Genomic DNA, 26,785 nt, shown 5'->3' on the forward strand with positions numbered 1-26,785 from the left:
GGATGCGGCCGGAATGCCGTCCACACTCCGGCCGCATGCCCGCGCCGACCAGCCGCTGCCGCCCGGATCGACGGGAAGTTCCACCGGCCCCGCCCTCGGAGCCGAAAAGCTCCACTCAGGCCGGTGCCCCGGCCAGGGCCCGGCCCTTGGTCATCGCCCCCACTCCCGCGAGGAGCCCGCTGACCACCGGGGACCACGGCCGGCCGGCCGGTCCGGTGAGCGTCAGCGTTCGGTGGACCGCGGGCCGGATCGGCACCAGGACGCAGTCGGCCGGGAGCATGGTCAGCGCCAGCGCGGGCATCACCGAGATCCCGACGCCCGCGTGCACCATGCCGATCAGCGTGTTGAGGTCACGGATCCGGTGGTGGGGCGCGAAGCGGGCGCCGGCCCGCCGGTAGGCCTCGCGGATGTGGCGCTCGCAGCCGCCCTCGGAGAGCAGGAAGTCGTCGTCCTCCAACTCGGCTACGTGGACCGTCTCCTGACCGGCGAGCGGGTGGTCGCGGCGCAGCAGCGCGTGCATCGAGTCCGCGCCGAGCGCGACCGCCCCCGGCAGCAGCGGCCCGGCGTCCACCAGGACCGCGGCGTCCACCGTGCCGGCCTCCAGCCATGCGGGCAGCTCGGCGTCCTCGCCCTCGAAGACCCGGACGGTGACCTCCGGGTACGCGGCCTTCCAGTCCCGCAGCAGCCCGGGCAGCAGTGCCTGGCACACGGTGGCCGGCGCGGCGAGCCGGACGGTGCCGGCCAGGCCGCCGGTGAGTTGGGTGGCGACCGTGCGTACGGCGGCGACGGAGGCGACGGCCGTTCGGGCGTGCGGCAGGACCTGCTCACCCAGCGGCGTCGGCCGGCACGGGGTGCCGCGCATCACGACGGGTGCGCCGAGGGCCCGCTCCAGGGCGCCGACAGCGTGGGAGACGGCGGACTGGCTGATGCCCAGTTCGTCGGCGGCGGCGCCGAAGCCGCCTGTGTCGGCGACCGCGACCAGGGCCCTGAGCTGGGCCAGGTTGATCTCGGTCGTCATCGGTCGTCCCGGGGCGTGTGACCTGGGGCCATGAGACTTCCTCATCCATGTAGGAGTGCCACTTGTTGGACTCATGGTCGGTCGCCCGGCCACCCTCTGTCCAGAGGAAGGGAACACCGGAGGAATGCGGGGGTGGTTGCGGTGCGACGCTGGTTGCCGGGCTTTGTGGCACTGTCGGCGATCTGGGGTGCGAGCTTCGCCCTGATCAAGGTGGCGGTCGACGCGGGGGTGCCCCCGGTCTGGGTGGCGCTGTGGCGGTGCCTGCTGGGTGCGGTCACGCTGGGCGCCGTCCTGGTGCTGCGCGGTGAGCGGATCCCGCGTGACCGTACGCTGTGGGGGCACTCGGCGGTGGTCGCGGTGCTGCTCAACACCGTGCCGTTCATCCTGTTCCCGTTCGGGGAGACCAGGGTCAGCTCGGTGCTCGCCGGGGTGATGAACGCGACCACTCCGCTGTTCACCCTGCTCTTCGCGGTGCTCACCGTGCCCGAGGAGCGCCGTCCGGGTGCGCGGCGGCTGACCGGCCTCGGCCTGGGATTCCTCGGCGTGCTCACCGTGCTCGGCGTCTGGCACGGCATCGGCTCCGGCGAGGCCGTGGGGGGCCTCGCCTGCCTGGCCGCCGCCTGCTGCTACGGCGCGGGCTTCGTCTACCTGCGGCGCTTCCTGTCCGGTCGGCCGGAGTCCGTCACCACCCTGTCCGTGCTCCAGATCGGCTGCGCCGCGGCCGAGTTGGCCGTCATCGCGCCGCTCGCCGCGGGTGCCCCGCACTGGCCCGGGGCCGGCCCGGCCGTCGCCCTGCTGGTGTTCGGCATGGTCGGCACCGGCTTCGCGTACCTGCTCAACCTCGGTGTCGTCCGGACCGCGGGCACCACGGTGGCCTCGGCCGTCACCTACGTGATGCCGCTGTGGTCCACCGCGATCGGCGCGCTGTTCCTCGCGGAGCCGGTCGGTTGGAACGCCCTGGCCGGCGGCGCCCTGGTGATCGCGGCCGTGGCGCTGACCCGTCCCCGCCCCGGCGCCGCGACCGGCTCGGCGGACCAGGCTCCGAAGGCGCGCCAGTCCGTCGGTTAGGGCGCGTGCGGCCCCGATGACGGTGCGTACGAAGATGCCACGCATGGGGATCTCCTTCCCGAACGGCCCCTCCCGGGACAAGCCGGGGGAACCGGGCTGATCGGACAGGCGCATTCGTACCCGATCTGACGTTCGGTGTCCACTGAATTACGGAATGTCCGCGGGCCCCGCTAGGGTGGCGACGTGGTGAGGTCGTGGGATGCGGCGGTGGAGCGGGCGCAGGACCGGCTGGCGGCGGGGCCGCGGCTGCGGGCGGTCGCCGAGGGGGACGAACGGCGGTTCGCGCTGTGGGACTTGGCGTCCCTGGTGGAGGGTGAGCTGGGCGAGCTGGTGGACCCGGACGGGCTGGCGCCGCTCGCGGAGCGCGGGTGGCGCGAGCGGCTGGGCGAGAGCGGTCGGGAGTGGCCCGGCGGGGAGCTGTACCGCCGCCGGTACTGGATCCGGGGGGACGGCGGCGCCGTCGTGGGCACCGTCGCCGTGGACAACTGGACCAAGGGCCCGGGCCAACTCGCCGTCTCCTCCCTCTACGTGAGCCCGGCCGCGCGCGGGAGAGGGTTGGCCGCCGCCACGCTGGACGAGGTGTACGCGGCGGCCACCGCCGAGGGCCTGCCCGGCTTCCGGCTGGAGGCGCACTGGAGCTGGCAGCCGGCCGTCCGCTACCACCTGCGCCGGGGGCTGTGGGTGGTCGGCTGGAAGCGTTCGCTCTCCCTCGCGCGGATGCCCCAACTCCCCGCCTACCGGGTGCGCGAGCAGGACGGGCGGCTGCTCCTGCTGGTCGCCGACCGGCTGCGCGGCTGGGTGCCGATACTGACCGCCGGCCGCGAGGGCCGCTGGCTGCGACTGGACGAGACGGCCGACTACCGGGGCGCCGACGGCTGGGTGCACGACTACGCGCGCTCGACGCTGGCCCTGCACCTGGCGCTGGCGGGCTTCCCGATGGTGCGCGGCCCGCAGTGGTGGGCGGAGGCGTGGCGGTGGTGCGACGTGGGGGAGCCGGAGGGGTTGGCGTACCGGATCGAGGAGTTCGAGCGGGCCGCGCGTCGTCCGGTGTCCTCCCCGTACCGCCCGGTGTCCGCGCCGGTGCCCGCTCCGCAGGCGCGGAACCAGGACCGGGCTCGGGGCGCGGCCTCAGGCGTGGTTCGGGAACCGGCGCAGGCCCCGCCGCCGGGCATGGCCGGGGCCCCGCAGCAGGCCGCCGAGCAGGCCGCGGTGCCGTCACCGCAGCTGGCAGACTCGGGGGATGGCTGAGATCGAGATCGACGGCGCCCCCGCGGACCCGGCGCGGCTGGCCGCGCTGGGGCTGCTCAACTACGGGCACTTCACCACGATGCGGGCCGAGTCGGGCCGGGTCCGCGGCCTGACGCTGCACCTGGACCGCCTGGTCCGGGACTGCCGGACGCTGTTCGCCGTGGAGCTGGACCGGGCGGCGGTACGGGAGCGGGTCCGCGCGGTGCTGCCCGCCGACGGCGCGCCGGTGATCGTCCGGGTCACCGTGTACGACCCGGCGCTCGGCCTGGAACGCCCCGCCGCCCCGGCCGCGCCCGCCCTGCTGGTCACCACCCGCCCGGCCGCCGCGGCCGCGCCCGCCCCGCTGCGGGTGCGCACCGTGGTGCACCGGCGGGAGCTGCCGGAGGTGAAGCACGTCGGCCTGTTCGGCCTGGTCCACCAGCGACGTCAGGCCCAGCTCGCGGGCTACGACGACGCGCTGCTGGTCGACCCGGAGGGCCGGGTGGCCGAGGGGGCGACCTGGAACGTCGGCTTCCTGGACGAGGACGAGCTGGTCTGGCCGCAGGGCCCGAGCCTGCCCGGCACCACCGAGGCCCTGCTGTCCGGGGCGTACCGGGGACCGCAGTCACGCGAGCCGCTGTCCGCCGCAGAGCTGGGCCGCTTCGGCGCCGCGTTCGCGGTGAACGCGGGCGTCGGCATCCGGCCGCTGGCTGCCGTCGACGGCACCGTCCTCGACCCCTTCCACCCGGTGCTCGCCGAGCTGCGCGCGGCCTACCTCGGGATCGCCCCCGAAGCGGTCTAGGGGACACCGCGGCCCCATGAGGCGGCCTCATGGCCTACCCCATGAAGCCGGCTCATGGCCCACCCCCATGAGGCCGCTGCATGATCCCCCGCATGAAGCCGCCTCATGATCCGCCCCGGCGGCAGCCCCATGAGACGTACTGGAACGGAGCTCATGACGGGTGCCCTTGAGGACCGCTCAAGGGCATCGCTCGTCCGGGTGACAAACACACGCCGAGCAGGCGCAATGGGGTAACAGGGTGGCCCAAATGGCTTTATTGGAGCTGATCGTGATGTCGGATCAGCTACGCTCTCGCCCGCCCCGCCCGACCGCCGAAGCAGAGAGTAGCCCGACATGAGCAGTCCCCCTGCCACGCCCGCGTCCCGCTGGCCGCTGATCCTGTTGCGTACCACCGCCACCACGCTGGCCCTGCTGGCCCTGCTCCAGGTCATGCTGGCCGGCAGCTTCCTCAACGGCACGTACGACTCCCTGAAGGACCACGAGGGCAACGCGATGATGCTGGCCACCGTGGTGGTGCTCCAGCTGGCGGTCGCCGTCGCGGTGCGGTGGCCCGGCCGGGGCCCGCTCTGGCCGCTGTGGACCACGCTCCTGCTCACCGTCGCGGTCATCGGCCAGATCACCGCCGGCTACGCCCGGGCCCTCGGGGTGCACGTCACCCTCGGCGTGCTGCTGGTCAGCGGCATCCTGTTCGGCCTCGTCGGCGCCTGGCGGCTGCCGCTGCCGGCCCGGGTCGGACTGCCCGCGCCGGGCGTGGACGGCAGCGGACGACTGCCGCGCCCCGGCGGGCCGGTGGAGGTGTCCAAGTGAACCGTCGCCGGTTCCTCGGCATCGGCGCCTCCGTCCTCGGCGCCGGCGCGCTGGCCGCCGTCGCCGTCCCCTCGGCCGCCCTGCTCTTCACCGCGGGCCGCCCCGGGCGGCTGCTGGCCAGCGAACTCGACCTGCCCGAGGCGTTCCGGGTCCCGCTGCCGGTGCCGCCCGTGCTGAAGCCGGTGCGCACCGACGGAACCACCGACTACTTCGAGATCACCCAGCAGGTCGCCAAGCTGGAGATCGTCCCCGGTGTGCGGACCGAGGCCTGGACGTACGGGGGCAGCTTCCCCGGACCGACCCTGGTCACCCGCTCCGGGCGGGCGGCGGCGGTCAAGCACCGCAACGAGCTGCCGGCCCCGTCCGTCACCCACCTGCACGGCGGCCACACCCCGGCGGACAGCGACGGCTACCCGGTGGACCTGCTGCTGCCGGTCGGGTCGTCCGCCGACGCCGCCCAGGGCGGCGGGATGCCCGGGATGCAGGGCATGCCGGGGATGCGCCACGCGGCGGGCCGCAGCGTCGTCGGCGAGCGCACCTACACCTATCCGGGCAAGCAGCGCGCCGCCACCCTCTGGTACCACGACCACCGGATGGGCTTCACCGGCCCCGGCGTCTGGCGCGGCCTGGCCGGCTTCCACCTCGTCCAGGACGACGAGGAGGGCGCCCTGCCGCTGCCCCGCGGCGAGCGCGACCTGCCGCTGATGATCGCAGACCGGTCCTTCGCCGCCGACGGGTCCTTCCGGTACCCCTCCGTCGACCCCTCGCTCGGTGAGCCGGGCGTCACCGCCGCCTACGCCAACGGCGTGCTCGGCGACGTCATCCTGGTGAACGGCGCGCCCTGGCCGCGGCTGGACGTCGACCGCGTCCGCTACCGGCTGCGCCTGCTCAACGCCTCCAACGCCCGCCCCTACCGGCTCGAACTCGACCCGCAGCCCTCCGGCGGCGACGCCCTGGTCCAGATCGGGTCCGACGGCGGCCTGCTCGCCGCCCCGGTGGCCCACGACGGCATCGAGATCGCCCCCGCCGAACGCTTCGACGTCGTGGTCGACTTCTCCCGCTACGCGCCCGGCACCCGGGTGCGCCTGGTCAACCGGTTCGGCAGCGGCCGGACGGCCGAGGTGATGCGGTTCGACGTGTCCGCCAAGCAGGTGAACGACGACGCGACGGTGCCCGACAGGCTCGCCACCGTCGAGGCCCTGGACCCCTCCGCCGCCGTCACCACCCGCGACTTCACCTTCCGCCGCAGCCGCGGCGACGGATGGACCATCAACGGCGAGCCCTACCAGCCCGGCCAGAACATCGCCACGCCCGCCCTCGGGGCCGTCGAGCGCTGGCGCTTCTCGACCGACCTGCACCACCCGGTGCACGTCCACCTCGACCACTTCCAGGTGATCGGCCGCAACGGCGCGGACCCCGGCCCGTACGACGCGGGCTGGAAGGACACCGTGGACCTGCGTCCGGCGGAGGCGGTGGAGGTGCTGGTGCGCTTCACCGACTACGCGGGGGCGTACATGCTGCACTGCCACAACCTGGAGCACGAGGACATGGCGATGATGGCGGACTTCACGGTGCAGTGAGCCGCCCCCCGGGCGAACCAGCGGTCTCACCCGGACGGCCGACTGCCGGAGGGCGTGCGCTGCGCCCTCCGGCAGTCGTGTCCTAGCGTCGCGGAGAGGGCACCCGCGTCCTTCCGGCACCGCGGGGAGGACCCGCCGACGGACGGAGCCGCCGCATGACCACCCCCGACGAACGCCGCCGCCGCGGCCGGGCCGCCCGCGAACGCGTCTCCCGCTCCGAGCACGGCCGGTGGATCGCCGCCGCCGACCGGCCCGACCCGCTCGGCGTGCTGGAACGGCAGGCCGCCGACAGGGTCACCCGGCTGCTGCCGATCCGCTACGGGCGGATGGCCGACAGCGCGTTCGCCTTCCTGCGCGGCGCTGCCGCCGTGATGGCCGCCGACCTCGCCGCCGTGCCCGACACCGGCCTCACCGTCCAGCTGTGCGGCGACGCCCACCTGCTGAACTTCGGCGTGTACGCCTCGCCGGAACGCGCCCTGCTCTTCGACGTGAACGACTTCGACGAGACCTACCCGGGCCCCTTCGAGTGGGACGTCAAACGCCTCGCGGCCAGCATCGCCGTCGCCGCCCGCTCCATCGGGCTGGACGAGGAGCGCGTGCGTCTCGGCGCCCGCATCGCCGTCACGGGCTACGCGGCCGCGATGCACCGGCTGGCGGGCATGGGCGAACTCGACGTCTGGTACGCCCGGGTGGACACCGCCGACCTAGTGCCGCTGCTCCGCAAGCACGGACAGCGCAAGCGCTTCGAGGCCGGGCTCGCCCACGCCCGGCGCCGCACCAGCCTGCAGGCCTTCGGAAAGCTCACCGAGGAACGGGACGGGCAGCGGCGGATCATCAGTGCGCCGCCCCTGATCGAGCCGCTGAAGGAGAACGAACTGCAGGGCGTCGGGAAGGTGTACAGCGACTACCGGGCCACCCTCGCCGAGGACCGCCGGGTGCTGCTGGACCGCTACCGCTTCGTGGACGCGGCCACCAAGGTGGTCGGCGTCGGCAGCGTCGGCACCCGCTGCTTCATCGTCCTGCTGGAGGGCCGGGACGGCCGCGACCCGCTGTTCCTGCAGATCAAGGAGGCCGGCCGGTCGGTCCTGGAGGACCACCTGCCGCCCGCCCGGGTGGACGCCGAGGTCGCCGCCCACCACGGCGGCCGCCGGGTGGTCACCGGCCAGCACCTGATGCAGGCGTCCAGCGACATCTTCCTCGGCTGGACCACCGGTCCCGCCGGGCGGCACTTCTACGGCCGCCAACTGCGCGACATGAAGGGATCGGTGGAGGTGGCCGAGATGCGGCCCTCCGGCCTGCGCGCCTACGCCGACCTCTGCGGCCGCACCCTCGCCCGCGCCCACGCCCGCACCGGCGACCGCCTCGCCATCGCCGGCTACCTCGGCCGCGCGGACACCTTCGCGGACGCGGTGGCCGAGTTCGCGGTGCGGTACGCGGACCGGACGCAGGAGGACCACCGGGAGCTGACCACCGCGATCGAGGACGGGCGGATCAAGGCGACGACGGGAGTGTGAGAGCGGCCAGCCGCTCCAACTGCTCCCGCTGGTCCGACAGTTCGAGTGCCCCGAGGCGGGCCACCAGGTGCCGGGCGCCGGCGGAGGTGTACCGGGCGAGCTTGGCGGCGACCACGTCCGGGGTGCCGACGGCGAAGGCCTGGATCTGCTCCGTCCCGGCCAGCGGCAGGCCGTAGTTGGCGCGCGTGTAGGCGTCCATGACCCGGCGGGCGTCCTCCGCGCTGCGGTCGATCCGGACGTTGACGAACAGAGCGGGGGCGATGGCCTCCGGTGAGCGTCCGGCCCCACGGGCCGCCGACCGGACGGCGTCGAGCCCGGTGGCGTAGTCGGCCGGGTCCGGCGGGTAGGGCAGCCAGCCGTCGTAGTGGCGCCCGATGCGGGCCAGCGCAGCCGGGGTCCCGCCGCCGAGCCAGACCGGCGGGCCCTGCTCGTGGAACGGCCGCGTCGCGGGCGGGAGTTCGGCGAAGGAGTGGAACTCGCCGTGGAACTCCTTCGCCCCGGCCCAGAGTGCCCGCCACAGGGCGACCGTCTCGTCCAGCCGGGCGAAACGGCGCTCCCACGGCACCTGGGAGAGCTCGTGCAGCGGACGGCCGAAACGCCCTGGGAAGCCGGCTCCGACCGTGACCGTCAGCCGGCCGCCGGAGAGCTGGTCCACCGAGGCCAGGGTCTGCGCGGCCAGCACCGGGCGGCGCAGCACCGGCAGCAGGGCACCGGTGCCGAGCCGGATCCGCTCAGTCACCGGGGCGATCGCCGCCAGCATGGTGAGCGGCTCGATCCGCGGGCTCAGCAGGGAGTCGTTGACGAACAGCGAGGAGAAGCCCAACTCCTCGCTGCGGCGGGCGAATCCGATCAGGTCGCGGGGGTCGTGCGCGGCCCACTGGTCCTGGCCGGTGGGGAGGAAGACGCCGATGTTGTCCATGACGTCGATGGTGGCGGCGCGGGCGAACGGGCTCAATTCCCCCGGGGGAATGGCGGACCGCGCCCGCCCGGGGTTGGCTGGTGGCGTGGACTTCTCCCGAGCGCTGCGTGAGCGCCGTACCAGCCGCCGCCTGAGCCAACTCGACCTCGCCACCCGGGCGGGCACGACCCAGCGGCACCTCAGCTTCATCGAGTCCGGCCGCTCCGCGCCGGGCCGGGGCATGGTCGTGCGGCTCGCCGAGTCACTGGACCTGCCCCTACGGGAACGCAACGAGCTGCTGCTGGCGGCCGGTTACGCGCCCGCCTACCCCGAGACGCCACTGGACGGGCCGGCCCTGGCCCCGGTGCGGGAGGCGATCGGCCACATCCTGGCCGGCCACCTCCCGTACCCGGCGGTGGTGGTGAACCACCGGGGCGACGTGGTCGCCGCCAACGCCGCCCTGGACGTGATCACCGAGGGCGCGGACCCGCGGCTCGTCGGCCCCGGCACCAACGCCTACCGGCTCGCCCTGCACCCGGACGGCCTCGCCCCGCGCATCCTCAACTTCGCCGCCTGGGCCCGCCACATCGTCGAGCGCACCCGGCACCTCTCCGACCTGCACGAGGAGCTGAGCTCGTACGTGTCCGACGTGGAGGTGGGGGAGCAGCACCTGGGCTTCGCCGTCCCGCTGGAGCTGCGCACCTCCCTCGGCGAGCTGCACCTGATGACGACGGTCACCACCTTCGCCACCGCCGTGGACGTCACCCTCGCCGAACTGAAACTGGAGGCCTTCCTGCCGGCCGACGCGGCGACCGCCGAGGCGTTGCGGGCGGCCGCTGCTCAGACCCCCGGGAACTGGTAGTCGGCGGTGATCCGGCCGTCGGCGTCCAGGACGACGAACTCCGTTCCGCTGCCGACCGGTTCGCCGCCGCCCACGGGCACCATCTCCCAGGTGAAGCGGACGACGTCCCGCAGCCGCACGGCGTCCGGCCGGGCACGGAAGGTGAACTCGCCGGGCGCCACGAACTCCTCGTGGGCGCGGGCGACGCGGAACTCCAACTCCTCGTAGCCGCGCGCTTCGAGCACGGGCTCGGCGAAACCGACCCGCGCGGCCGCCTCCCGGGCCTCGACGGGCGGGTGCAGCAGGTGCGTGCCGTCCTCGGCCCACAGCCGCTCGATCGCCCCGCGCCGGGCGGCCGCGTCGGACTCGGTCCACAACGCGGCGTAGCGGTCGGCGAGTTGCTGGGCGCTGGTGGTGGGCGTGCCGGTGGTGGGGGTGCTGGTGGTGGGCGTGCTGGTGGTGGGGGTACCGGTGGTGGGGGTGCCGGTGGTCATGACGGACTCCTCGGTGGGGTCGCTCGGTGTCGGTGGACCCATCCTCGGAGCGGTCCCGCCACCGGACAATTCCCGCCCGGGAATGGCCGGGCCGGGGAGCGGGCGCCCGGGAGGCCGTGCCGGGAAACGTCGGGCCCGCCACGGGGGCCTTATCCGCTTGCCCGAGCGGCCGGGGTTGCCGTTGGGTTGGCCGCATGAACGAGCCGCTGAACCGACCGCTGAACCGACCGCTGAACCGACCGTCGGCCCAACCGCCGGCCCATCCGCAGGAGGAGCCACAGACCACGCCGCCGGCCCAACCGCTGGACGGGCCGCCGGACGGTCTGCGCACCGAACGCCTGCTGATCCGTCGCTGGCGGGAGTCCGATCTCGCCCCGTGGGCCGCGATGAACGCCGACCCTGAGGTCCGCGAGCACCTGGGCGGCCCGCTCACCCGTGAGCAGAGCGACGCCTCGGTGGCACGCTTCGAGGCCGCGATCGAGCGGCGGGGATACGGCTGGCTGGCCGTCGAGGTGCGGGAGAGCGGCGAGTTCGTCGGCTTCGCGGGCCTGGACGACATCGAGGAGACGGACCCGGTGGACGGCGTCGAGATCGGCTGGCGGCTGGCCCGCTCCGCCTGGGGACACGGCTACGCCACGGAGGCGGCCCGCGCCGTCCTCGGCCACGCCTTCGACACCCTCGGCCTCCCCGAGGTCCTGGCCATCACCACGGCCGCCAACCACCGCTCCCAGTCGGTGATGCGCCGCCTCGGCATGACCCACGACCCGGCCGAGGACTTCGACGACCCCGCCGCTCCGGACGGGCCGCTGCGCCGCAACGTCGTCTTCCGGCTGAGCAGGGAGGACCGCTCCGCCTAGGGTGACGGGAACGGGCGGTGGGGGCCGTCCGGAGCGGCGGGGGATCGATGAGGTGCCGAGCGAGGGTCGGCGGCGTCCTGGCCGGCAGGTCCTGCCGCTCGGCGCGGCCGCGGCGCTGCTCGTGGCTGCGGTCCGGGTGCGTCGGCGGTGGGACTTCGTCGGACGGGCGACGGCGGCGGTCGGGAGCCTCGGGCTGATCTGCGCGCCGGACGTCCTCGTTCTCCGGACGATGGGCCAGGAGCCCTCCGAGCAGACCCGGCTGGGTTCGCCGGGGCGCGCGGACCACGTGCTGGTCGTGATCCACCACGGCCTTCCGGGAGCGGAGGCGGAGTCCCGGAGTCGGCAGATCCGCTTGGAGACCGGCACCGGTTGGTGGGCCCGCAGCTGGCACCTCCTCGCCGTGCGCGAGCAGTTCCCGGGTGAGGGGGCGTTCGAGTCGGCCGCCTGGACCGCGCCCGACCGGATCACCGTCACCACGGACACCGGCTCACGGGTCTTCACCGTCGCCCCCGACACCGGCGAGCCCACGCTCACCGGCAGCGTCGGCACCGTTCGGGGCTCCTAGCGGCGGACGGTTCGACGTCCGCCGCCGGGGGCGCAGCCGGCTCGGGAGGTGCTCCCGCGGCGGTGCTCCTCCCCGGAGCCGGCCGAGGGGAGCCCGGACGGACAGCGGCCCTTCGAGGTGGCGGCCGGTCAGGGCTGTGGCTGGTCGAGGCGCCCGTGGGCGAACCGGTGCCGTCCGCGGACCGGGCCCCGGTCGAGGCCGCCGCCGTACCCGGCCGGCCGGCTGCGCCCGTACCGGGGCTGAGCTGCGGGATCGGGCGGCGTGGTTGTCAGTGGGGTGTGGCAGGGTGACCCCATGCTGGCGATCACGGTGCAGACGAACGACGGGAAGCGACGCTCCCGGCCGGGTGCGGACGAGTTGGCGGGGCTGGTCCGGCGCATCGGCGCGGAGGACGACCGCTTCCTCGTCGTGGAGCGCATACCGGACCTGCCGGACGTGTACATCCAGGTGTGGCACGCCGACGGCGAGGACTACACGCTGGAGCACCGCGACGGCTCCGCCGGGCGGCACTTCGAGGTGCGGCTCGCCGGGCCCGAGCCGGTGGCCGAGGCGATGACGGCCTGGGCGCGCGGCGAGTCGGGCTGGGGCGACGCGCTGGACTGGAAGCCGCTGGACATGGGCCCGGCGCCGGAGCCCGTGCCGCCGCTGGAGCTGGGCGCGGGCGAGCGGCAGGAGCTGGAGGACCGGCTGCGGCTGACCCTCGCCTGCGGCTACACCGACCGGGCCGGGCTGGCCGAGGAGGCGGAGGAGTACCTGGTGTCGGGTGACCGCCGTCCGCTCTCGCGCGCCCAGGCGGAGCAACTCGCCGACCGGCTCTGGCTGGAGCGGGTCGGCGAGCAGACCGGCTGGATCGGCGAGGGCGACCCGGATCGCCTCACCCGCGCCTTCGCGGCGTTGGAGGAGATCGGCATCACCGCGCGGGAGAACTTCACCTGCTGCCGGTCCTGCGGAGAGGCCGAGATCGGTGCGGCCGGTGACCCGGACGCCCGCGGCTTCGTCTACTTCCACTCCCAGTGCACCGAGTCCGCCGCCTCCGGCCACGGCCTGTCCCTGCTCTACGGCGGTTTCGACGGCTCCCCGTCGGCCACCACCGCCGTCGGCCACGAGGTGGTCGCCGCCCTCGCCGCGGCCGGCCTGCCCACGGTCTGGAACGGTGACCCGTCGCACGCGATCGAGGTCCGCCCCCTGCTCTGGCGCCGCCGCCTGGGCGGCTGAGCGGGCCGGACGCGGCCGGTGCCGCGGCCCGACCGACACTGCCGGTCGGGCCGCGGCACCGGTGCGTCACGGCACCAGCAGGTGCAGGGCGTTCTTCTCCAGCGTGACCTCGACCGGCAGCTGCGCGATGAACTCGCCGTCGGCGTAGGCGGTGATGCCCGGGGAGTCGATGCGCAGGGACCGGGTGCGCAGGGTGGTGACTTCCGGGCGGGTGGTGTGGGTGCCCTTGAAGAGAGTGGGGAAGAAACGGGCGATGCGCAGGCGGGGCATGGCGTCGACGAGGGTGACGTCGAACAGGCCGTCGTCCGGGAGGGCGTCCGGGCACATGAGCATGCCGCCGCCGTAGCTGCGGGTGTTGCCGACGGCGGCGAGGGTGAGGTCGCGTTCGATGACGGTGCCGTCGGCGAGGGTGATCCGGAACGGGAGGGGGCGCAGGTTGGCGAACTCGATGAGGATGGCGAGGTTGTAGCGCATCCGTCCGCGCGGCCAGCGCAGCCGGTTGGTGCGGTCGCTGACCAGCGAGTCGAAGCCGGTGGCGAGGATGGAGCCGAACCGGCGGACGGAGCCGTCCGGCCCGGTGATCCGGCCGAGGTCGACGGTCCGGACCCGGCCGGCGGCGATGACGTCGGCGGCGGCCTCGGGGGCGCCGAGCGGCAGGCCGTACGCGCGGGCGTGGTCGTTGCCGGTGCCGGCCGGGATGACGCCGAGCGGGACGGCGGTGCCGGCGAGGGCCTGGAGGGCGAGGTTGATCATGCCGTCGCCGCCGACCACGGCGACCGCGTCCGCGCCGCCGGCCGCCGCCTCGCGGGCGAGGCGGAGGGCGTCCTCGGCGGAGCTCCCGGTGTGCGGTTCGACGTCGATGCCGAGGGAGCGCAGGCGGGCGACGGCCCGCTCCGCGGCGGGGCCGGCGTGGCCGGCGCCCGCCGCCGGGTTGCTGAGGACGGCAACCCGGCGGACGGTTCTCGGACCGGTCTCCCCATGAGGTCCGCTCATCCCATGAGGCCCGCTCATGGGATCAGCTTGCCGGGGTTGAGGATGCCCGCCGGGTCGAGCTCGGCCTTGACGGCGCGCAGGATGCGGACGCCCAGGTCGCCGACCTCGTCGGTCATCCAGGGCCGGTGGTCGACACCCACGGCGTGGTGGTGGGTGATGGTGCCGCCCGCGCCGACGATGGCGTCCCCGGCGGCGCGCTTGGCGGCACCCCAGCGGGTGAGCGGGTCCTCGCCGAGGGCGGCGACGACGGTGAAGTAGAGCGAGGCGCCGGTCGGGTAGACGTGCGAGATGTGGCAGAGCACGAGCGCACCGGGCAGCGCGCCGGTCAGCGCCTCGGTGACGGCGGCCCGCAGGGCGGGCAGCCGGCTCCACTCGGCGGCCGTCTCCAGCGTCTCGCACAGCGCGCCGGCGCTGAGCAGCGAGTCGCGCAGGTAGGGCGCGTTGAACCGGCCGTGCTCCCAGCCCCGGGCCGCGGTCTCGCCGAGCGAGGTGGCGCCGGCGGCGAGCAGCGTCTCGCGGGTGGCGTGGTGCCGGGCGGCGACCTGCTCGGCGTCGCCCTCGAAGACGGTGATCGCCAGGCAGCCGGTGACCGCCGGGGCGCCGCCGATCTGCTCGGTCGTGGCGAGGTTGACCATCGTCTCGGCCTCGTCGGAGAGGCGGATCACGGTCGGGCCCGTGCCCTGCTGCTCGACGGCGCGCAGCGCCGCCGTCCCGGTGGCGAAGTCGGGGAAGCTCCACGCCTCGTACGCCTTGACGGCGGGCAGGGGGTGGACGCGCAGCCGCACGACGGTGATCACGCCGAGGGTGCCCTCGGAGCCGAGGAAGATCTGGCGCAGGTCGGGGCCGGCGGCGGAGGCGGGGGCGCGGCCGAGGTCGAGCTGCCCGGCGGGGGTGACCACCCGCAGGCCGCGCACCATGTCGTCGAAGCGCCCGTACCCGGCGGAGTCCTGGCCGGAGGAGCGGGTGGCCGCGAAGCCGCCGATGGTGGCGTAGCGGAAGCTCTGCGGGTAGTGGCCGAGTTCCCAGCCGCGCTCGGCGAGCAGGGCCTCGGCGGCGGGGCCGGTGAGGCCGGCGCCGAGGACGGCCTCGCCGGAGGTCTCGTCCAGGTCGAGCAGCCGGTCGAAGCGGCGCAGGTCGAGGGAGACGACGGCCTGGAGGCCACCGCGTTCGGGGTCGAGGCCGCCGACGACGCTGGTGCCGCCGCCGAACGGGACGACGGCGATGCGGCGTTCGGCGCACACCGCGAGGACGGCGGCGACCTCCTGCTCGCTGCCGGGCAGCACGACGGCGTCGGGCGCGTCCTGCGGCTCGCGGCTGCGGCGGCGCAGCAGGTCGGGGGTGGACTTGCCGCCGGCGCGCGGCAGGCGGTCGGCGTCGGCGGCGCTGACGTGGTCGTCGCCGACGGCGGCGGCGAGCGCCTTGAGGTCGTCGGCGGAGATCCGGGACGGGTGGAGCACGACCTCGTCGGCGCCCGGCCCGGGGTCGGCGTCGCCGGTGACGCCGAGGGCGGCGGCGAGCAGCCCCTTGATGTCGGCCGACAGCTCCTTGGCCAGGGCCGGGTCGCCCCAGGCGTTCCACTTCATCGGGGGGAGCGGAAGCGCGGCGCCCGCCGGTTCCGCTTGCGTCTCAGGTGCCATGCGTTACAGTTTCACACATCATGTCAAGTAGTAACGCCGAGTCGGCGACCCCAGGCGCGCGGCCCCGCAGCGCGGAAACCACGCAGCCCGGCAGCACGGAGGCCGTGCCGTCGCGCCGTGCGGAGGCCGGGCAGCCCCGCAGCACCGACGACGCGATCCTGGACGCCGCCGCCGACCTGCTGGTCCACCTCGGCATGCGCCGCACGCAACTGGCCGAGATCGCGCGCCGCGCCGGGGTCAGCCGGCCGACGGTCTACCGGCGCTGGCCGGACGTCCGGGCGGTGATCGGCGCGCTGCTCACCCGGGAGATCCTGGCCACCCTGCAGGACACCACGCTGGACGTGGCGGACCGGGAGACCTTCGTGGACCGGGTCGTCGAGGTCTCCGTCCGGCTGCGCGACCACCGGGTGCTCGGCGCGCTGCTCCGCTCCGACGACTCCGACCTCCTGCTCGAATACGTCGTCGAGCGGCTCGGTGCCAGCCAGCGAGGACTGCTGGAAGCGCTGCGCAACGGCATCGAGCAGGGCCAGGCGCACGGCTCGATCCGGGCCGGGGAGCCGCTCGAACTGGCCGCCATGGTCCTGCTGATCGCCCAGTCCACCGTCCAGTCGCACCGCATGGTCGCCGCCCTGCTCCCCGAGGCGGCCTGGCGGCGCGAACTGGCCAGAGCGTTGAACGGATACCTCGCACCATGACGACGCCCGCCGGCCCCTTCGCGGGGACGAGCCGACTCAACGCCGTACGCCGCCAGCTGGAGTTCGAGGCGCTCGGCGACGACCCGCACATCGACCTGCTGGTGATCGGCGGCGGTGTCACCGGCGCGGGGGTGGCCCTGGACGCCGCCGCGCGCGGCCTGCGCACCGTGCTGGTCGAGTCCCGCGACCTGGCCTTCGGCACCAGCCGCTGGAGCTCCAAGCTGGTGCACGGCGGACTGCGCTACCTCGCCTCCGGCCGGATCAAGGTGGCCCGGGAGAGCGCGGTCGAGCGCGGCGTGCTGATGACCAGCACCGCCCCGCACCTGATCCGCGCACTGCCCCAACTGGTGCCGCTGCTCCCGGACCTGCTGCGCCCCGGGCAGGGCGCGCTGATCCGCGCCGGCTTCCACGCCGGCGATGCGCTGCGGGTCAGCGCCGGCACCCCGGGCACGCTGCTGCCCCGGGTGCGCCGGATCGACGCCGCCCGCACCCGGCAGCTGGTGCCGGGCGTCCGCACCGCCGGCCTGCGCGGCGCGCTCGTCGCACACGACGGCCAACTCGTCGACGACGCCCGGCTGGTGGTCGCCCTGGCGCGCACCGCCGCGCAGTACGGCGCGACCGTGCTGACCAGGGCGCGGGCCGAGGCGGTGACCGGCTCCTCCGCCCGGCTGGTCGACACGCTGACCGGGCAGGCGCTGGACGTCCGGGCGGGCGCGGTCGTCAACGCCACCGGCGTCTGGGCGGGCGAGGTGGACACCTCGATCACGCTGCGTCCCAGCCGCGGCACCCACGTCCTGGTGGACGCGGCGGCGCTGGGGAACCCGACCGCGGCGCTGACCGTGCCGGTGCCCGGGTCGACCAGCCGCTTCGTCTTCGCGCTGCCGCAGCAGCTCGGCAGGGTCGCGATCGGCCTGACCGACGAGGACGCCCCGGGCCCGGTCCCGGACGAGCCGCAGCCCACCGAGGCCGAGCTGACCTTCCTCCTCGACACCGTCAACGCCGCCCTCGCCACCGCTCTGACCAGGGCGGACGTGCGCGGCGCGTACGCCGGGCTGCGCCCGCTGATCGACACCGGAGGCGGCAGCACCGCCGACATCTCGCGCGAGCACGCGGTGCTGGAGTCCCCGTCCGGGTTGGTCACCGTGGTCGGCGGCAAGCTCACCACCTACCGCCGGATGGCCGAGGACGCGGTGGACGCCGCCGTCCGGCTGCGCGGCCTGCCCGCCCGCACCTGCTGGACCACCCGGTTGCCGCTGGTCGGCGCCCCCGGGCACCGGGACAGCCGGCCGTTGCCCGCGAGGGGGGCGCCCGCCTCGCTGCTGGCCCGCCACGGCGGTGCCGCCCACGAGGTGCTGGCCGCGGGCGAGTCGGCGCCGGTGGCCGAGGGCCTGGACGTGACGCGCGCCGAGATCGCGTACGCGGTCACCCACGAGGGCGCGCTGGACGTCGCCGACGTGCTCGACCGCCGCACCCGGATCGGGCTGGTCGCCCAGGACGCCGAGCGGGCGCGCAAGGCGGTCGAGGAGATCCTGGCGGAGTGTCAGGGGCGCTGATCGGCCCGCGGGATGGGCGCCAGGTCCGGTTCCACCCAGGTGGTCCGGGCCTGCGTGCCCGCGAGCGTCCCGGGCCGGTAGTGGCGGGCGAGCAGCTCCTTGTCGAGCAGCTCCGGGTGGCGGGCGGCGAACTCCTCGAAGTCCGGCGCGTCATCGGCGTGGTGGGCCACCAGCTCGATCCAGGCCCGGGTCATGGTGACGTGGAACTTCTGCGGGGCCCCCGCGTTGGTGGCGGTGCGCCGGATGCCGTCGGCGATCAGGTCGAGGGCGGTGGTGGCGCCGTGCCGGCGTACGGCGAGCCAGGTGAGCCGGACGTGCTGGCGGTGGCCGAAGCGCTCGGCGCCGGTCATCGCCTCGCGCAGCAACGCGCCGAACGGGTCGGTCGTTCCGGTCGTGCTGTTCATGCCGTTCGTACCGGTCGTGTCGGTCCCGCCGGTCGTGCCGGTCTTGCTGTTCGCGTCGTCCGTTCCGGGGGCGGGGATGGGGGGCGTCATGCGGGAGCCTTCGTCAGGGCCTGCAGCACGGCGTGGAAGCCGTCCAGTTGGGCGGGGGAGAGGTCACCGAGTGCTCGGCGTTCGAGGTCGGTCATGGTCCGCCGGATGGTGTCGGCGATGAGCCGCCCGGTGGCGGTGAGTTCGATCAGTACCGAGCGGCGGTCCCCGGCGCGGGCGCCGCGGGTGATGTGGCCGCGGCGCTCCAGTCGGTCCAGGATGCCGGTCAGCGTGGTCGGCCGGGTGCCGACGGCGGCGCCGAGTTCGGAGACCGTCCGGCCGCGTCCGTCGGCGAGGTTGGCCAGCGCGTTGATCTCGGAGGCGGTCAGGTCGAGGGCGACCAGCTCGGCGGCGATCAGCTGCAGCGTGGCGTGCGTCGTGCGCTGGAGCGCCAGCAGGGCGGACCGGTCGGGGGCGGCTGCGTTCTCGGGTGTCACGTATTCGGACAATACGGTTTCGTAGTATCCGTGGGCAAGCCGGTCCCCGCGAGGGGCTTCAGCGGGCCGTGCGCTCCGGCATCGGGAGCTCGGCGCCGGCGAGCGCCAGGACGCAGGAGAGCGGGTGCTCGGCCTTGCCGGTGCGGTCCAGGGTGACCGCGAGCGGCCGGGGAGGTTCATCGGCGAGCTGGGAGGAGAGGGTCATCGGGTAGCTGCCGTGCCCGTGGACGCGGTGGAAGGCGCACTCCTTGCCGTCCACCAGCAGCTCGGTCTCGGTGATCCAGCCGGAGCGGACGTTGACGGTGACGGAGTGCCCGCCCTGGTCGACGTGGAAGCTGTACCGCTGGCGCATGGGTACCTCCCGCGGGGGCGCCGCAGCCGGGGCCGGGGTGGGGCCCGGGGGCCCGGAACCCGGAACCGGCGGTCCACCGTCAGTCTAGGTCGGCGGCACCACCCGGGCGCCCCGGCCGCCCCCGGCTCGGCCCGGCCCGGCGTGGCCAGGTCCGTCCGGCGTGGCCGGCGGTACGGTGATCGGGGTGCGGAGGGGTGCGGGCGCCGGGTCGCTGGAACGTGACGCGGACGGCGGCGCGGTGCGCGCCGTCCTGCGACGCCTGGGCGCGCGGAGCCTGCCGACCCCGGCCCGGTACGAGCCGGACATCGACGACACCGTCCGGATCAAGGATTCGGCGCCGGCCGCGCTGGTCCGGGAGGCCGAGCAGGTGGACCTCGCGCGGCTGCCGGAGGACGAGCGCGTGCTCCTGCGGGTGCTGCCGGACGGGGGCCGTCGCGCCCGGGCCGAGGGCGGCGCCCTGCGGATCTCGATCGACGGGCCGGTGTGACGCCGACGGACTCTCGGGCGGGGGCGATCGGTTCCCGTCGGAGCCCTGGAACGACCCCTGAGGAATTCCCGGGGTGGAGCCCGCCTTCAGACGGATTCTCGTGATCTCTACAGTGTTGTAGATTCGTCCGCAGGGAGAGATCGAGGAGGGCATTGTGGGAGTTTCGCTGGCCAAGGGCGGCAACGTCTCGCTGAGCAAGGAGGCGCCCGGTCTGAGCGCCGTGATCGTGGGCCTCGGCTGGGACGTTCGCACCACCACCGGGGCCGACTACGACCTGGACGCCAGTGCGCTGTTGTGCAACGCGCTCGGCAAGGTGATCTCGGACCAGCACTTCGTGTTCTTCAACAACCTTCGCAGCCCCGAGGGTTCGGTCGAGCACAGTGGTGACAACCTGACCGGTGGCGGCGACGGCGACGACGAGCAGATCAAGGTCGACCTGGACCGGGTGCCGGCCGACGTGGCCAAGGTGGTCTTCCCGGTGTCGATCTACGACGCCGACGCCCGGCTGCAGAACTTCGGCCAGGTCCGCAACGCGTTCATCCGGATCGTCAACCAGGCCAACGGCCAGGAGGTCGCACGCTACGACCTGACCGAGGACGCCTCCACCGAGACCGCGATGGTCTTCGGTGAGCTGTACCGCAACGGCGCCGAGTGGAAGTTCCGCGCCATCGGCCAGGGTTACGCCTCCGGTCTGCGCGGCATCGCGACCGATTACGGCGTCAACGTCTGATTCTCGCAGCGGAGTCGGCGGTTCCGGCGGCTTCGACGGAGTCGGCGGTCTCGGCGGTCACGCGGAAGGCTCGGTCCGCCCGAGTGCGTGGCCGCCGAAGCCGCCGCTCCCGGTGAGTTGGTGCTGCCACCACGCGGTCATCGCGGGCTCGTCCATCGTCGACCAGTCCGGCGCCGCGGTGACCTGTGCCCGGCCGAGCGTCCGGCCCAGGTCCACCAACTCCCGCCCGGCCGCGCTCCGTTCGCGGTCGTACGCGGCCAGCACGGAGGACCAGGAGCCGGCGGCCCGGCCGGCCTGCTCGAAGGCGTGCGCGTCCTGCAGGGCCTTCACCGCGCCGCTGGTGTTGTGCGGCCGGACCACCGTGGCCGCGTCCCCGCCGATCAGCAACCGTCCGGCCGTGCGGCGCGGGGCCGCCAGGTCGTAGACGGGCTGCAGGAAGGTCCGCTCGGGCGGGGTGAGGGTGACCAGCCCGGCCCAGTACGGCGGCAGGTGCCGCTCGGCGAGCTGTCGCAGCTCGTCCAGCCGCCCGTCGGTGAGCGCGCCGGCCGGGATGCTGGTCGGGCCGTCCAGGCGCAGCCAGTCCGGGGTCGGCGCGTAGAAGACCCAGTTGACCTGGGTGCGGCCGGGCTCCAGTCCGGGGATGCGGTAGATCACGACCTGCCCGTCGCGGTAGCAGACGGTGATGCACTGCTCCTCCGGCCAGACCGCCGCCCCGCCGGGCAGCTCGTCCAGCAGCGCGCTGTCGTAGCTGCCGCGCCAGCACACGTACCCGGCGTACTCGGGCGCGGCCTGCGGGCAGACGGCCTCGCGGACCACCGAGCGGTAGCCGTCCGCGCCGATCACCAGGTCGTGGGACTGGCGGCCGCCGTCGGCGTCCTCGGTCCAGGCGGCCTGCTCGTCGCCGCCGACCGCGGTGACGGTGGTGCCCAGCCGGTACTCGACCCGTTCGGGCGTCCGCTCGCGCAGGGCCTGCCACAGGACGGCCCAGTGGTGGGAGTGGAAGGGGAACGGCTGGTCCCAGAGCACCCGGCCGCGCCCGTGCGGGCCGTCGCCCTCGCCGGCCGGTCCGCGGGTGGTCCAGCGGCGGACGGTGAGGCGGTGGCGGCGGGTGTCCGCGGTGAGGTGCCCGGCGCGGACCAGCTCGTCGAAGCGGTCGTTGTGGGTGCAGATGCCCACACCGCGGTCCTCCAGTCGGCCCGGGCTGCGCTCCAGCACCACGACCCGTTCCGCGCCCAGCCGGGCGGCCGCCCCGGCGAACGCGCTCCCGGCGATGCTGCCCCCGACCACGGCCACCGAGCCACCGCGCACGGCTGCCCCCTCTCCCGAGCCTGCGACGTCCGGGACGTCCGCGACCTCCACGACGTCCGGGACACGACGATACGCGGGCGCCCCACCGTCCGCCCGGCGTTCGGCCGCTTCGGGTACGGGGCGCCGCCAGGTCTTTATGCAACTAGTTGCATAGTGCTCGACCTGTCCCCTACCCTGCGGTAACCACGACACCCAGCCCGCGCCCCAGGAGACGTCGATGAGCGCCACCCCCGGCAGCAGCCGCTACCCGCACCTGCTCAGCCCGCTCGACCTCGGCTTCACCACCCTGCCCAACCGCGTGATCATGGGCTCGATGCACGTAGGCCTCGAAGAAGCCCCCGACGGCTACCAGCGGATGGCCGCCTTCTACGCCGAACGCGCCCGCGGCGGTGTCGGCCTCATCGTCACCGGTGGCATCGCCCCCAACGAGGCCGGACGCCCCTGGGAGGGCGGCGCGATGCTGACCACCGAGGAGGAGGCCGACAAGCACCGCGAGGTCACCGACGCGGTGCACGCCGCCGGCGGGAAGATCGCCCTGCAGATCCTGCACTTCGGCCGCTACGCCTACCACCGCGACCTGGTCGCCCCCAGCGCGCTCCAGGCCCCGATCAGCCCCTTCGTCCCCAACGAACTCACCGCCGAGCAGGTCGAGCAGACCGTCGAGGACTTCGCCCGCTGCGCCGAACTCGCCCGCCGCGCCGGGTACGACGGCGTCGAGATCATGGGCTCCGAGGGCTACCTGATCAACGAGTTCATCGTCGCCGCGACCAACCACCGCGAGGACGAGTGGGGCGGCTCCTACGAGCGGCGGATGCGCTTCCCGGTGGAGATCGTCCGCCGGGTCCGCGAGCGGGTCGGCGAGGACTTCATCATCGTCTACCGCCTCTCCATGCTCGACCTGGTGCCGGGCGGCTCCACCCTGGACGAGGTCGTGAAGCTCGCCCAGTCCGTCGAGGCCGCCGGGGCGAGCATCATCAACACCGGCATCGGCTGGCACGAGGCCCGCATCCCGACCATCGCCACCTCGGTGCCGCGCGGCGCCTTCGCCTGGGTGACGAAGAAGGTCATGGGCAAGGTCGGCATCCCGCTGGTCACCACCAACCGCATCAACACCCCCGAGATCGCCGAGCGCCTGCTCGCCGAGGGCAACGCGGACCTGGTCTCGATGGCCCGCCCGCTGCTCGCCGACGCCGACTTCGTCGCCAAGGCGCGCGACGACCGCGCCGACGCCATCAACACCTGCATAGGCTGCAACCAGGCCTGCCTGGACCACACCTTCAACCTCCAGATCACCTCCTGCCTGGTCAACCCGCGCGCCTGCCACGAGACCGAACTCGTCCTCGCGCCGACCAGGCTGCGCAAGCGCGTCGGCGTCGTCGGCGCCGGCCCGGCCGGCCTCGCCTTCGCCGTCTCCGCCGCCGAGCGCGGCCACGACGTCACGCTCTACGACGCCGCCGAGGCGGTCGGCGGACAGCTCGACGTGGCCCGGCGCATCCCCGGCAAGGAGGAGTTCGAGGAGACCCTGCGCTACTACCGCACCCGCCTCGCCGAGTTGGACGTCACGCTGCGCCTCGGGACCACCGCCACCGCCGGGCAACTGGCCGAGGAAGGCTACGACGAACTCGTCATCGCCACCGGCGTCACCCCGCGGACCCCCGCCGACATCCCCGGGATCGACCACCCCAGCGTCGTCGGCTACCTCGACGTGCTGCGCGACGGTGCGCCCGTCGGCGAGCGGGTCGCCATCCTCGGTGCGGGCGGCATCGGCTTCGACGTGGCCGAGTTCCTCACCGACCAGGGCGACCAGGCCAGCCTCAACCCGCCGGTGTTCCAGGCCAAGTGGGGCATCGACGCGGAGTACCGCGAGCGCGGCGGCCTGCGCGCCCCCGAGCGTCCCAAGCCCCCGCGCAGCGTCCACCTGCTGCAGCGCAAGACCACCAAGGTCGGCGCCGGGCTCGGCAAGACCACCGGCTGGATCCACCGCACCGAGCTCAAGCACCGCGGCGTCGTGATGGTCCCCGGCGTGACGTACGACCTGATCGACGACGCCGGCCTGCACATCACCGTGGACGGCGAGCGCCAGCTGCTGCCCGTCGACACCGTGGTGCTCTGCACCGGGCAGGAGCCGCGCCGCGATCTGTACGAGGCGCTGCGCGAACGCGGGCTGGCGGTGCACCTGATCGGCGGCGCCGACGTCGCCGCCGAGCTGGACGCCAAGCGGGCCATCAAGCAGGGCACCGAGCTGGCCGCCTCGCTCTGAGGGGCTGTACCCACGCGGTCGCGCGCATGAGACCTGCTCATGTGCGCGGCCTTGCGGTCTGCTCATGGGAGTGGCCATGAGACCTTCTCATGACGGGTGGGTCATGAGACCCGCCCATGACTCCGCCCCATGAGGTCCGCTCATGGCCTGGCTCCATGAGACCTGCTCATGGCCTCGCCCCATGAGGTTCGCTCATGGCCTGGCCATCCGACCTGCTCACGCGCCTCTAGGATCGTCGGCATGTCGCTGCCGCACGCCATCCTCACCGCCCTGCTGGAGAAGCCGTCCTCGGGGCTGGAGCTGACCAGGCGGTTCGACAAGTCGATCGGCTTCTTCTGGCCCGCCACCCATCAGCAGATCTACCGCGAGCTGGGCCGGCTGGAGGCCTCCGGTCACATCCGGGCCCTCCAGCCGGACGGGCCGGTGCGCGGGCAGAAGAAGGAGTACGAGGTCCTGCCGGAGGGCCGTGCCGAGCTGGCCCGCTGGACGGCCGAGGGCGCCCCGCCGCGCGCCGTCCGGGAGCCGCTGCTGCTGCGTCTCCGGGCCGCGGCGGTGGTCGGCACGGACGGTCTGGCGGCCGAGCTGGAACGCCACCTGGCGCTTCACCGCGCGCAGTTGGCCGACTACCTGGAGATCGAACGGCGCGACTTCCCGGCCGAGAAGGAGGACGGCGAGAACCGGCTCCAGCACGCGGTCTTGCGTGCCGGGATCGGGCTGGAGACCTTCTGGGTGGAATGGCTCGCCGAGACCCTCGAATCCCTCTCCCCGAACCACGCCTGAAGCCTCGCCCGCGCCGGTCCCGGAGCAAGCCAGAACCGTACCCGAGCCGGTCCCGGACCGTACCCGGACGGCGCCCGGACAGCGCCCTGACCGCCCCCGGCCGAGGCCGGCGCAGCGCCGTTCCCGCGCTCGCGCCCATCCTGACCTGCGGCGATGCCCTCCCCGCGCGCCGCTCCCGGCCCCCGGTGGGACACTGGTTGCCTGTCCCTGCCCGAACTCTCGACCGGGGGCCCGCATGTCTCTTCCCAGGCCGCTCCACGCCGTCATCGCCGCAGCCGTCGTCGCGGCGGTCGCACTCGGCCCGACGCAGCTGGCGTCGGCCGCGCCCGCCCAGGACCTGCCCTCCGCCGATCAGCTGAAGTCGGCCCTGCTCACCGCGGCCGACCTCGGTCCCGACTTCACCGAGGTGCCCGCCACCGAGAGCCCCAGTCCGGGTGAGAACCCGAGCCCGGTCAGCGGCTGTGACGCGCTCAGCGCCCTGATCAACATGCACGCCACCCAGCCAGGCCTCGCGAACTCGCGCGCCGAGACCGAACTCGACGGCCCGGACGGCAACCCGATGGTCACCGAGGCCCTGGCCGCAGAGGCGTCCGACCAGCTCACCTCGGACTTCAACTCGGCGGCCGACGCCCTCCGGAGCTGTCACACCATCACCTTCAACGCCGGCACCGAGGACACCGTGACCTTCACCGTCACCCCGGTCACGCTCGGCGACCGGCAGGACGCCCCGGCGGTCCGCCTCGACGGCACCCTGGCCGGTGTCCAACTCAACGCCTTCGTCGGCATCGAGCGCTTCGGCACGGTCGCCATGGCCTTCGGTTACTTCCAGCGTGACGGAGCTGACTCGCAGACGGCCTCGATGCAGTACCGCACCGCCGTCTCCAAGGTCGAGCGCACGCTCGGCACCACTGCCGGCAGCACCACCCCGCCCACCGCCGTCGCCACCGCGACCGCCTCCGCCACCCAGGACATGCGAATCTGAATCAAGGTCAGAACCGGAGCCAAGGGCAAGGCCAGGGCCAGGGCCAGCACCTGGGTCGCGGAGGCCGTCACGTCGACCGGCCCCTGAAGGAGGAGCGCATCGGCTGCCGCGTCCCGTCGGCGCTCGCGGCCGAGCTGGGCGAGCCCGGGGACTGGCTGCACAGCGAGGTGTTCGACCGGTCGGTCACCGGGGACCACTACCAGGGCGGTTTCTCCTTCGACCGGCGGGCCGGCCTGGTCCACTTCTGCACGGTCAACCCGACGGAGCGGGCCGACTGATCCCGCACTCAGGGCCCCGCCGTGCCGAACGGGTTGTCGATCACGTAGCGCCAGTGGCCGGAGGCGTCACGCCGGGCGACGTCGGTGGCGGTGCCGGTGAGGTGGACGGCGATGCCGTCCGGGGTGGTGCCGGTGATCTCCCAGTCGACGATGAGCAGGGCGATGTCGTCGGCCACGTAGGTGTGCCGGGGGCGGACGGTGATCGGCAGCCCGAGGGCGAGGAACTCCGCGCTGGCGCGGTGGAGTTCGGCTCCGGTGGTCGCGCTCCCGGGGGACGGGACGAAGACGGCGCCGGGTTCGTAGACCTGTGCGAGGCGGGCAGGGTCACCGGAGTTGAAGGCGGCGGCGAAGACGGCCGGCTGTTGTGCCGGGTCGGTGCTCGCGGGGAGGCTGGTGGGATGAGTCATGTGAGCAGTGAAGACGGGTGCGCCGTAGGTCACCAAACGGGAAGTGACGATGACGGACGGGTCGAAGGCCGCGACTGGGACGGGGAGTTGGTGCCGGACGAGCGCGGTCGTACCGTGCGGCCCGAGACGGACTGCCCGGTAGAGGTGGCGCTGGCCGCGGTGGCGGGCCGGTGGACGACGCTGGTGCTGCGGGAGCTGATGCACGGCCCCGCCTCGTACGGGGAGCTGCGGGCGCGGCTTCCGGAGATCAGCTCGAAGGTGCTCGCCGAGCGCCTGCAAACCCTGGCCGAGCGGGAGTTGGTGGTCCGCGAGCGGTTGGCGGGCTTCCCGGTGCGGACCTCGTACCGGTTGACGCCCGCCGGGCGGGCGCTCCGCCCGCTGCTGGTCGAGCTGTACCGCACGGGTGCGCGGTTGGTGGACGCACGCAGGTGAGCGGGGCGGCCGGTCCCCTGCTACGACCGTGCTGTCCCTCCCCTCCCTCCCGCGCAGTCCGTCGCGCACAGCGGCGG

The 26,785-nt window shown here is 74.3% G+C and carries 28 protein-coding genes; 18 read left to right on the plus strand and 10 right to left on the minus strand.

From position 1 onward, the window contains the following. Positions 1-115 precede the first annotated feature (115 nt). Entirely contained in the window at positions 116-1,018 is a 903-nt protein-coding gene (locus tag ACZ7KX_RS03985) for a LysR family transcriptional regulator (protein WP_470325170.1), read from the minus strand. Positions 1,019-1,159: 141 nt separating this feature from the next. Here ACZ7KX_RS03985 and ACZ7KX_RS03990 point away from each other — a divergent pair, with 141 nt between their 5' ends. From ACZ7KX_RS03990 to ACZ7KX_RS04015, 6 genes are all read left to right on the plus strand, one after another. After that, a complete protein-coding gene (locus ACZ7KX_RS03990) occupies positions 1,160-2,086 on the plus strand; it encodes a DMT family transporter (RefSeq protein ID WP_470325171.1) in 927 nt (308 codons plus the stop codon). A 183-nt stretch (positions 2,087-2,269) separates the two neighbouring features. Continuing rightward, a complete protein-coding gene (locus ACZ7KX_RS03995; protein ID WP_470325172.1) occupies positions 2,270-3,334 on the plus strand; it encodes a GNAT family N-acetyltransferase in 1,065 nt (354 codons plus the stop codon). Continuing rightward, positions 3,327-4,115 carry an aminotransferase class IV gene (locus tag ACZ7KX_RS04000; RefSeq protein ID WP_470325173.1) on the plus strand — a complete coding sequence of 263 codons (789 nt, stop codon included), beginning with the start codon at positions 3,327-3,329 and terminating at the stop codon, positions 4,113-4,115. The genes ACZ7KX_RS03995 and ACZ7KX_RS04000 overlap by 8 nt, the downstream gene beginning before the upstream one ends. Before the next feature lie 333 nt (positions 4,116-4,448). Then, positions 4,449-4,922 (plus strand): hypothetical protein, encoded by a 474-nt coding sequence (locus ACZ7KX_RS04005; protein ID WP_470325174.1) that lies wholly within the window; start codon positions 4,449-4,451, stop codon positions 4,920-4,922. Next, positions 4,919-6,502 carry a multicopper oxidase family protein gene (locus tag ACZ7KX_RS04010; protein WP_470325175.1) on the plus strand — a complete coding sequence of 528 codons (1,584 nt, stop codon included), beginning with the start codon at positions 4,919-4,921 and terminating at the stop codon, positions 6,500-6,502. Before ACZ7KX_RS04005 ends, ACZ7KX_RS04010 begins: the two co-directional genes overlap by 4 nt. A gap of 155 nt (positions 6,503-6,657) precedes the next feature. Continuing rightward, the gene (locus tag ACZ7KX_RS04015) at positions 6,658-8,016 is read left to right on the plus strand and encodes a DUF2252 domain-containing protein (protein ID WP_470325176.1); all 1,359 of its coding nucleotides are present in this window, start codon (positions 6,658-6,660) and stop codon (positions 8,014-8,016) included. Here ACZ7KX_RS04015 and ACZ7KX_RS04020 read toward each other — a convergent pair. Continuing rightward, positions 7,994-8,935 carry an LLM class flavin-dependent oxidoreductase gene (locus ACZ7KX_RS04020; RefSeq protein ID WP_470325177.1) on the minus strand — a complete coding sequence of 314 codons (942 nt, stop codon included), beginning with the start codon at positions 8,933-8,935 and terminating at the stop codon, positions 7,994-7,996. The genes ACZ7KX_RS04015 and ACZ7KX_RS04020 overlap by 23 nt on opposite strands. A gap of 85 nt (positions 8,936-9,020) precedes the next feature. Here ACZ7KX_RS04020 and ACZ7KX_RS04025 point away from each other — a divergent pair, with 85 nt between their 5' ends. Continuing rightward, positions 9,021-9,776, plus strand: coding sequence for a helix-turn-helix domain-containing protein (locus tag ACZ7KX_RS04025; RefSeq protein ID WP_470325178.1), 756 nt, complete (start codon positions 9,021-9,023; stop codon positions 9,774-9,776). Here ACZ7KX_RS04025 and ACZ7KX_RS04030 read toward each other — a convergent pair. Beyond that, positions 9,755-10,249: a hypothetical protein gene (locus ACZ7KX_RS04030; protein WP_470325179.1), complete on the minus strand. Its 495-nt coding sequence runs from the start codon at positions 10,247-10,249 to the stop codon at positions 9,755-9,757. The genes ACZ7KX_RS04025 and ACZ7KX_RS04030 overlap by 22 nt on opposite strands. A 194-nt stretch (positions 10,250-10,443) precedes the next feature. Between ACZ7KX_RS04030 and ACZ7KX_RS04035 the strand changes: the two genes are divergently transcribed. From ACZ7KX_RS04035 to ACZ7KX_RS04045, 3 genes are all read left to right on the plus strand, one after another. Then, complete coding sequence (locus ACZ7KX_RS04035) at positions 10,444-11,106, plus strand: GNAT family N-acetyltransferase (RefSeq protein WP_470325180.1); 663 nt, start codon at positions 10,444-10,446, stop codon at positions 11,104-11,106. 52 nt (positions 11,107-11,158) lie between these two features. Beyond that, the gene (locus ACZ7KX_RS04040) at positions 11,159-11,671 is read left to right on the plus strand and encodes a hypothetical protein (protein WP_470325181.1); all 513 of its coding nucleotides are present in this window, start codon (positions 11,159-11,161) and stop codon (positions 11,669-11,671) included. A 294-nt stretch (positions 11,672-11,965) separates the two neighbouring features. Continuing rightward, on the plus strand, positions 11,966-12,886 hold the full coding sequence (locus ACZ7KX_RS04045; protein WP_470325182.1) for a DUF6891 domain-containing protein: 921 nt from the start codon (positions 11,966-11,968) through the stop codon (positions 12,884-12,886). A gap of 66 nt (positions 12,887-12,952) precedes the next feature. Here ACZ7KX_RS04045 and ACZ7KX_RS04050 read toward each other — a convergent pair whose 3' ends face one another. Both ACZ7KX_RS04050 and ACZ7KX_RS04055 read right to left on the minus strand, forming a co-directional pair. Beyond that, positions 12,953-13,879 carry a diacylglycerol kinase gene (locus ACZ7KX_RS04050; protein ID WP_470325183.1) on the minus strand — a complete coding sequence of 309 codons (927 nt, stop codon included), beginning with the start codon at positions 13,877-13,879 and terminating at the stop codon, positions 12,953-12,955. A gap of 14 nt (positions 13,880-13,893) precedes the next feature. Next, on the minus strand, positions 13,894-15,462 hold the full coding sequence (locus ACZ7KX_RS04055) for an FAD-binding oxidoreductase (RefSeq protein ID WP_470325184.1): 1,569 nt from the start codon (positions 15,460-15,462) through the stop codon (positions 13,894-13,896). Positions 15,463-15,536: 74 nt separating this feature from the next. On the opposite strand from ACZ7KX_RS04055, the gene ACZ7KX_RS04060 reads away from it, so the two are divergent. After that, positions 15,537-16,211: a TetR/AcrR family transcriptional regulator gene (locus tag ACZ7KX_RS04060; protein WP_470325185.1), complete on the plus strand. Its 675-nt coding sequence runs from the start codon at positions 15,537-15,539 to the stop codon at positions 16,209-16,211. After that, positions 16,208-17,764, plus strand: a complete 1,557-nt coding sequence (locus ACZ7KX_RS04065) for a glycerol-3-phosphate dehydrogenase/oxidase (RefSeq protein ID WP_470325186.1) — start codon at positions 16,208-16,210, stop codon at positions 17,762-17,764. The genes ACZ7KX_RS04060 and ACZ7KX_RS04065 overlap by 4 nt, the downstream gene beginning before the upstream one ends. Here the strand turns inward: ACZ7KX_RS04065 and ACZ7KX_RS04070 are convergent. Genes ACZ7KX_RS04070 through ACZ7KX_RS04080 form a run of 3 tightly spaced genes read right to left on the minus strand, consistent with a single transcriptional unit; the run spans position 17,752 to position 19,044 of the window. After that, positions 17,752-18,258 (minus strand): hypothetical protein, encoded by a 507-nt coding sequence (locus tag ACZ7KX_RS04070; RefSeq protein WP_470325187.1) that lies wholly within the window; start codon positions 18,256-18,258, stop codon positions 17,752-17,754. The genes ACZ7KX_RS04065 and ACZ7KX_RS04070 overlap by 13 nt on opposite strands. Continuing rightward, on the minus strand, positions 18,255-18,692 hold the full coding sequence (locus ACZ7KX_RS04075; RefSeq protein ID WP_470325188.1) for a MarR family winged helix-turn-helix transcriptional regulator: 438 nt from the start codon (positions 18,690-18,692) through the stop codon (positions 18,255-18,257). Before ACZ7KX_RS04075 ends, ACZ7KX_RS04070 begins: the two co-directional genes overlap by 4 nt. A 58-nt stretch (positions 18,693-18,750) precedes the next feature. After that, complete coding sequence (locus ACZ7KX_RS04080; protein WP_470325189.1) at positions 18,751-19,044, minus strand: hypothetical protein; 294 nt, start codon at positions 19,042-19,044, stop codon at positions 18,751-18,753. A gap of 184 nt (positions 19,045-19,228) precedes the next feature. Here ACZ7KX_RS04080 and ACZ7KX_RS04085 point away from each other — a divergent pair, with 184 nt between their 5' ends. Continuing rightward, a complete protein-coding gene (locus ACZ7KX_RS04085; RefSeq protein WP_470325190.1) occupies positions 19,229-19,531 on the plus strand; it encodes a hypothetical protein in 303 nt (100 codons plus the stop codon). 154 nt (positions 19,532-19,685) lie between these two features. Beyond that, positions 19,686-20,261, plus strand: coding sequence for a TerD family protein (locus tag ACZ7KX_RS04090; protein ID WP_350519172.1), 576 nt, complete (start codon positions 19,686-19,688; stop codon positions 20,259-20,261). A gap of 57 nt (positions 20,262-20,318) precedes the next feature. Here ACZ7KX_RS04090 and ACZ7KX_RS04095 read toward each other — a convergent pair whose 3' ends face one another. Beyond that, a complete protein-coding gene (locus tag ACZ7KX_RS04095; protein ID WP_470325191.1) occupies positions 20,319-21,569 on the minus strand; it encodes an FAD binding domain-containing protein in 1,251 nt (416 codons plus the stop codon). A 217-nt stretch (positions 21,570-21,786) separates the two neighbouring features. On the opposite strand from ACZ7KX_RS04095, the gene ACZ7KX_RS04100 reads away from it, so the two are divergent. From ACZ7KX_RS04100 to ACZ7KX_RS04110, 3 genes are all read left to right on the plus strand, one after another. Next, positions 21,787-23,829 (plus strand): oxidoreductase, encoded by a 2,043-nt coding sequence (locus ACZ7KX_RS04100; protein ID WP_470325192.1) that lies wholly within the window; start codon positions 21,787-21,789, stop codon positions 23,827-23,829. Positions 23,830-24,069: 240 nt separating this feature from the next. Continuing rightward, positions 24,070-24,609: a PadR family transcriptional regulator gene (locus ACZ7KX_RS04105; protein ID WP_470325193.1), complete on the plus strand. Its 540-nt coding sequence runs from the start codon at positions 24,070-24,072 to the stop codon at positions 24,607-24,609. Between the two features lie 235 nt (positions 24,610-24,844). Further along, positions 24,845-25,591, plus strand: coding sequence for a hypothetical protein (locus ACZ7KX_RS04110; RefSeq protein ID WP_470325194.1), 747 nt, complete (start codon positions 24,845-24,847; stop codon positions 25,589-25,591). A 286-nt stretch (positions 25,592-25,877) separates the two neighbouring features. Here the strand turns inward: ACZ7KX_RS04110 and ACZ7KX_RS04115 are convergent, their stop codons facing one another. Then, positions 25,878-26,276 (minus strand): YybH family protein, encoded by a 399-nt coding sequence (locus ACZ7KX_RS04115; RefSeq protein WP_470325195.1) that lies wholly within the window; start codon positions 26,274-26,276, stop codon positions 25,878-25,880. Between the two features lie 114 nt (positions 26,277-26,390). Here ACZ7KX_RS04115 and ACZ7KX_RS04120 point away from each other — a divergent pair, with 114 nt between their 5' ends. Continuing rightward, positions 26,391-26,708: a winged helix-turn-helix transcriptional regulator gene (locus tag ACZ7KX_RS04120; RefSeq protein WP_470325196.1), complete on the plus strand. Its 318-nt coding sequence runs from the start codon at positions 26,391-26,393 to the stop codon at positions 26,706-26,708. The last annotated feature ends 77 nt before the right edge of the window (positions 26,709-26,785 follow it).

This window comes from Kitasatospora sp. NPDC038210 (assembly GCF_055600605.1).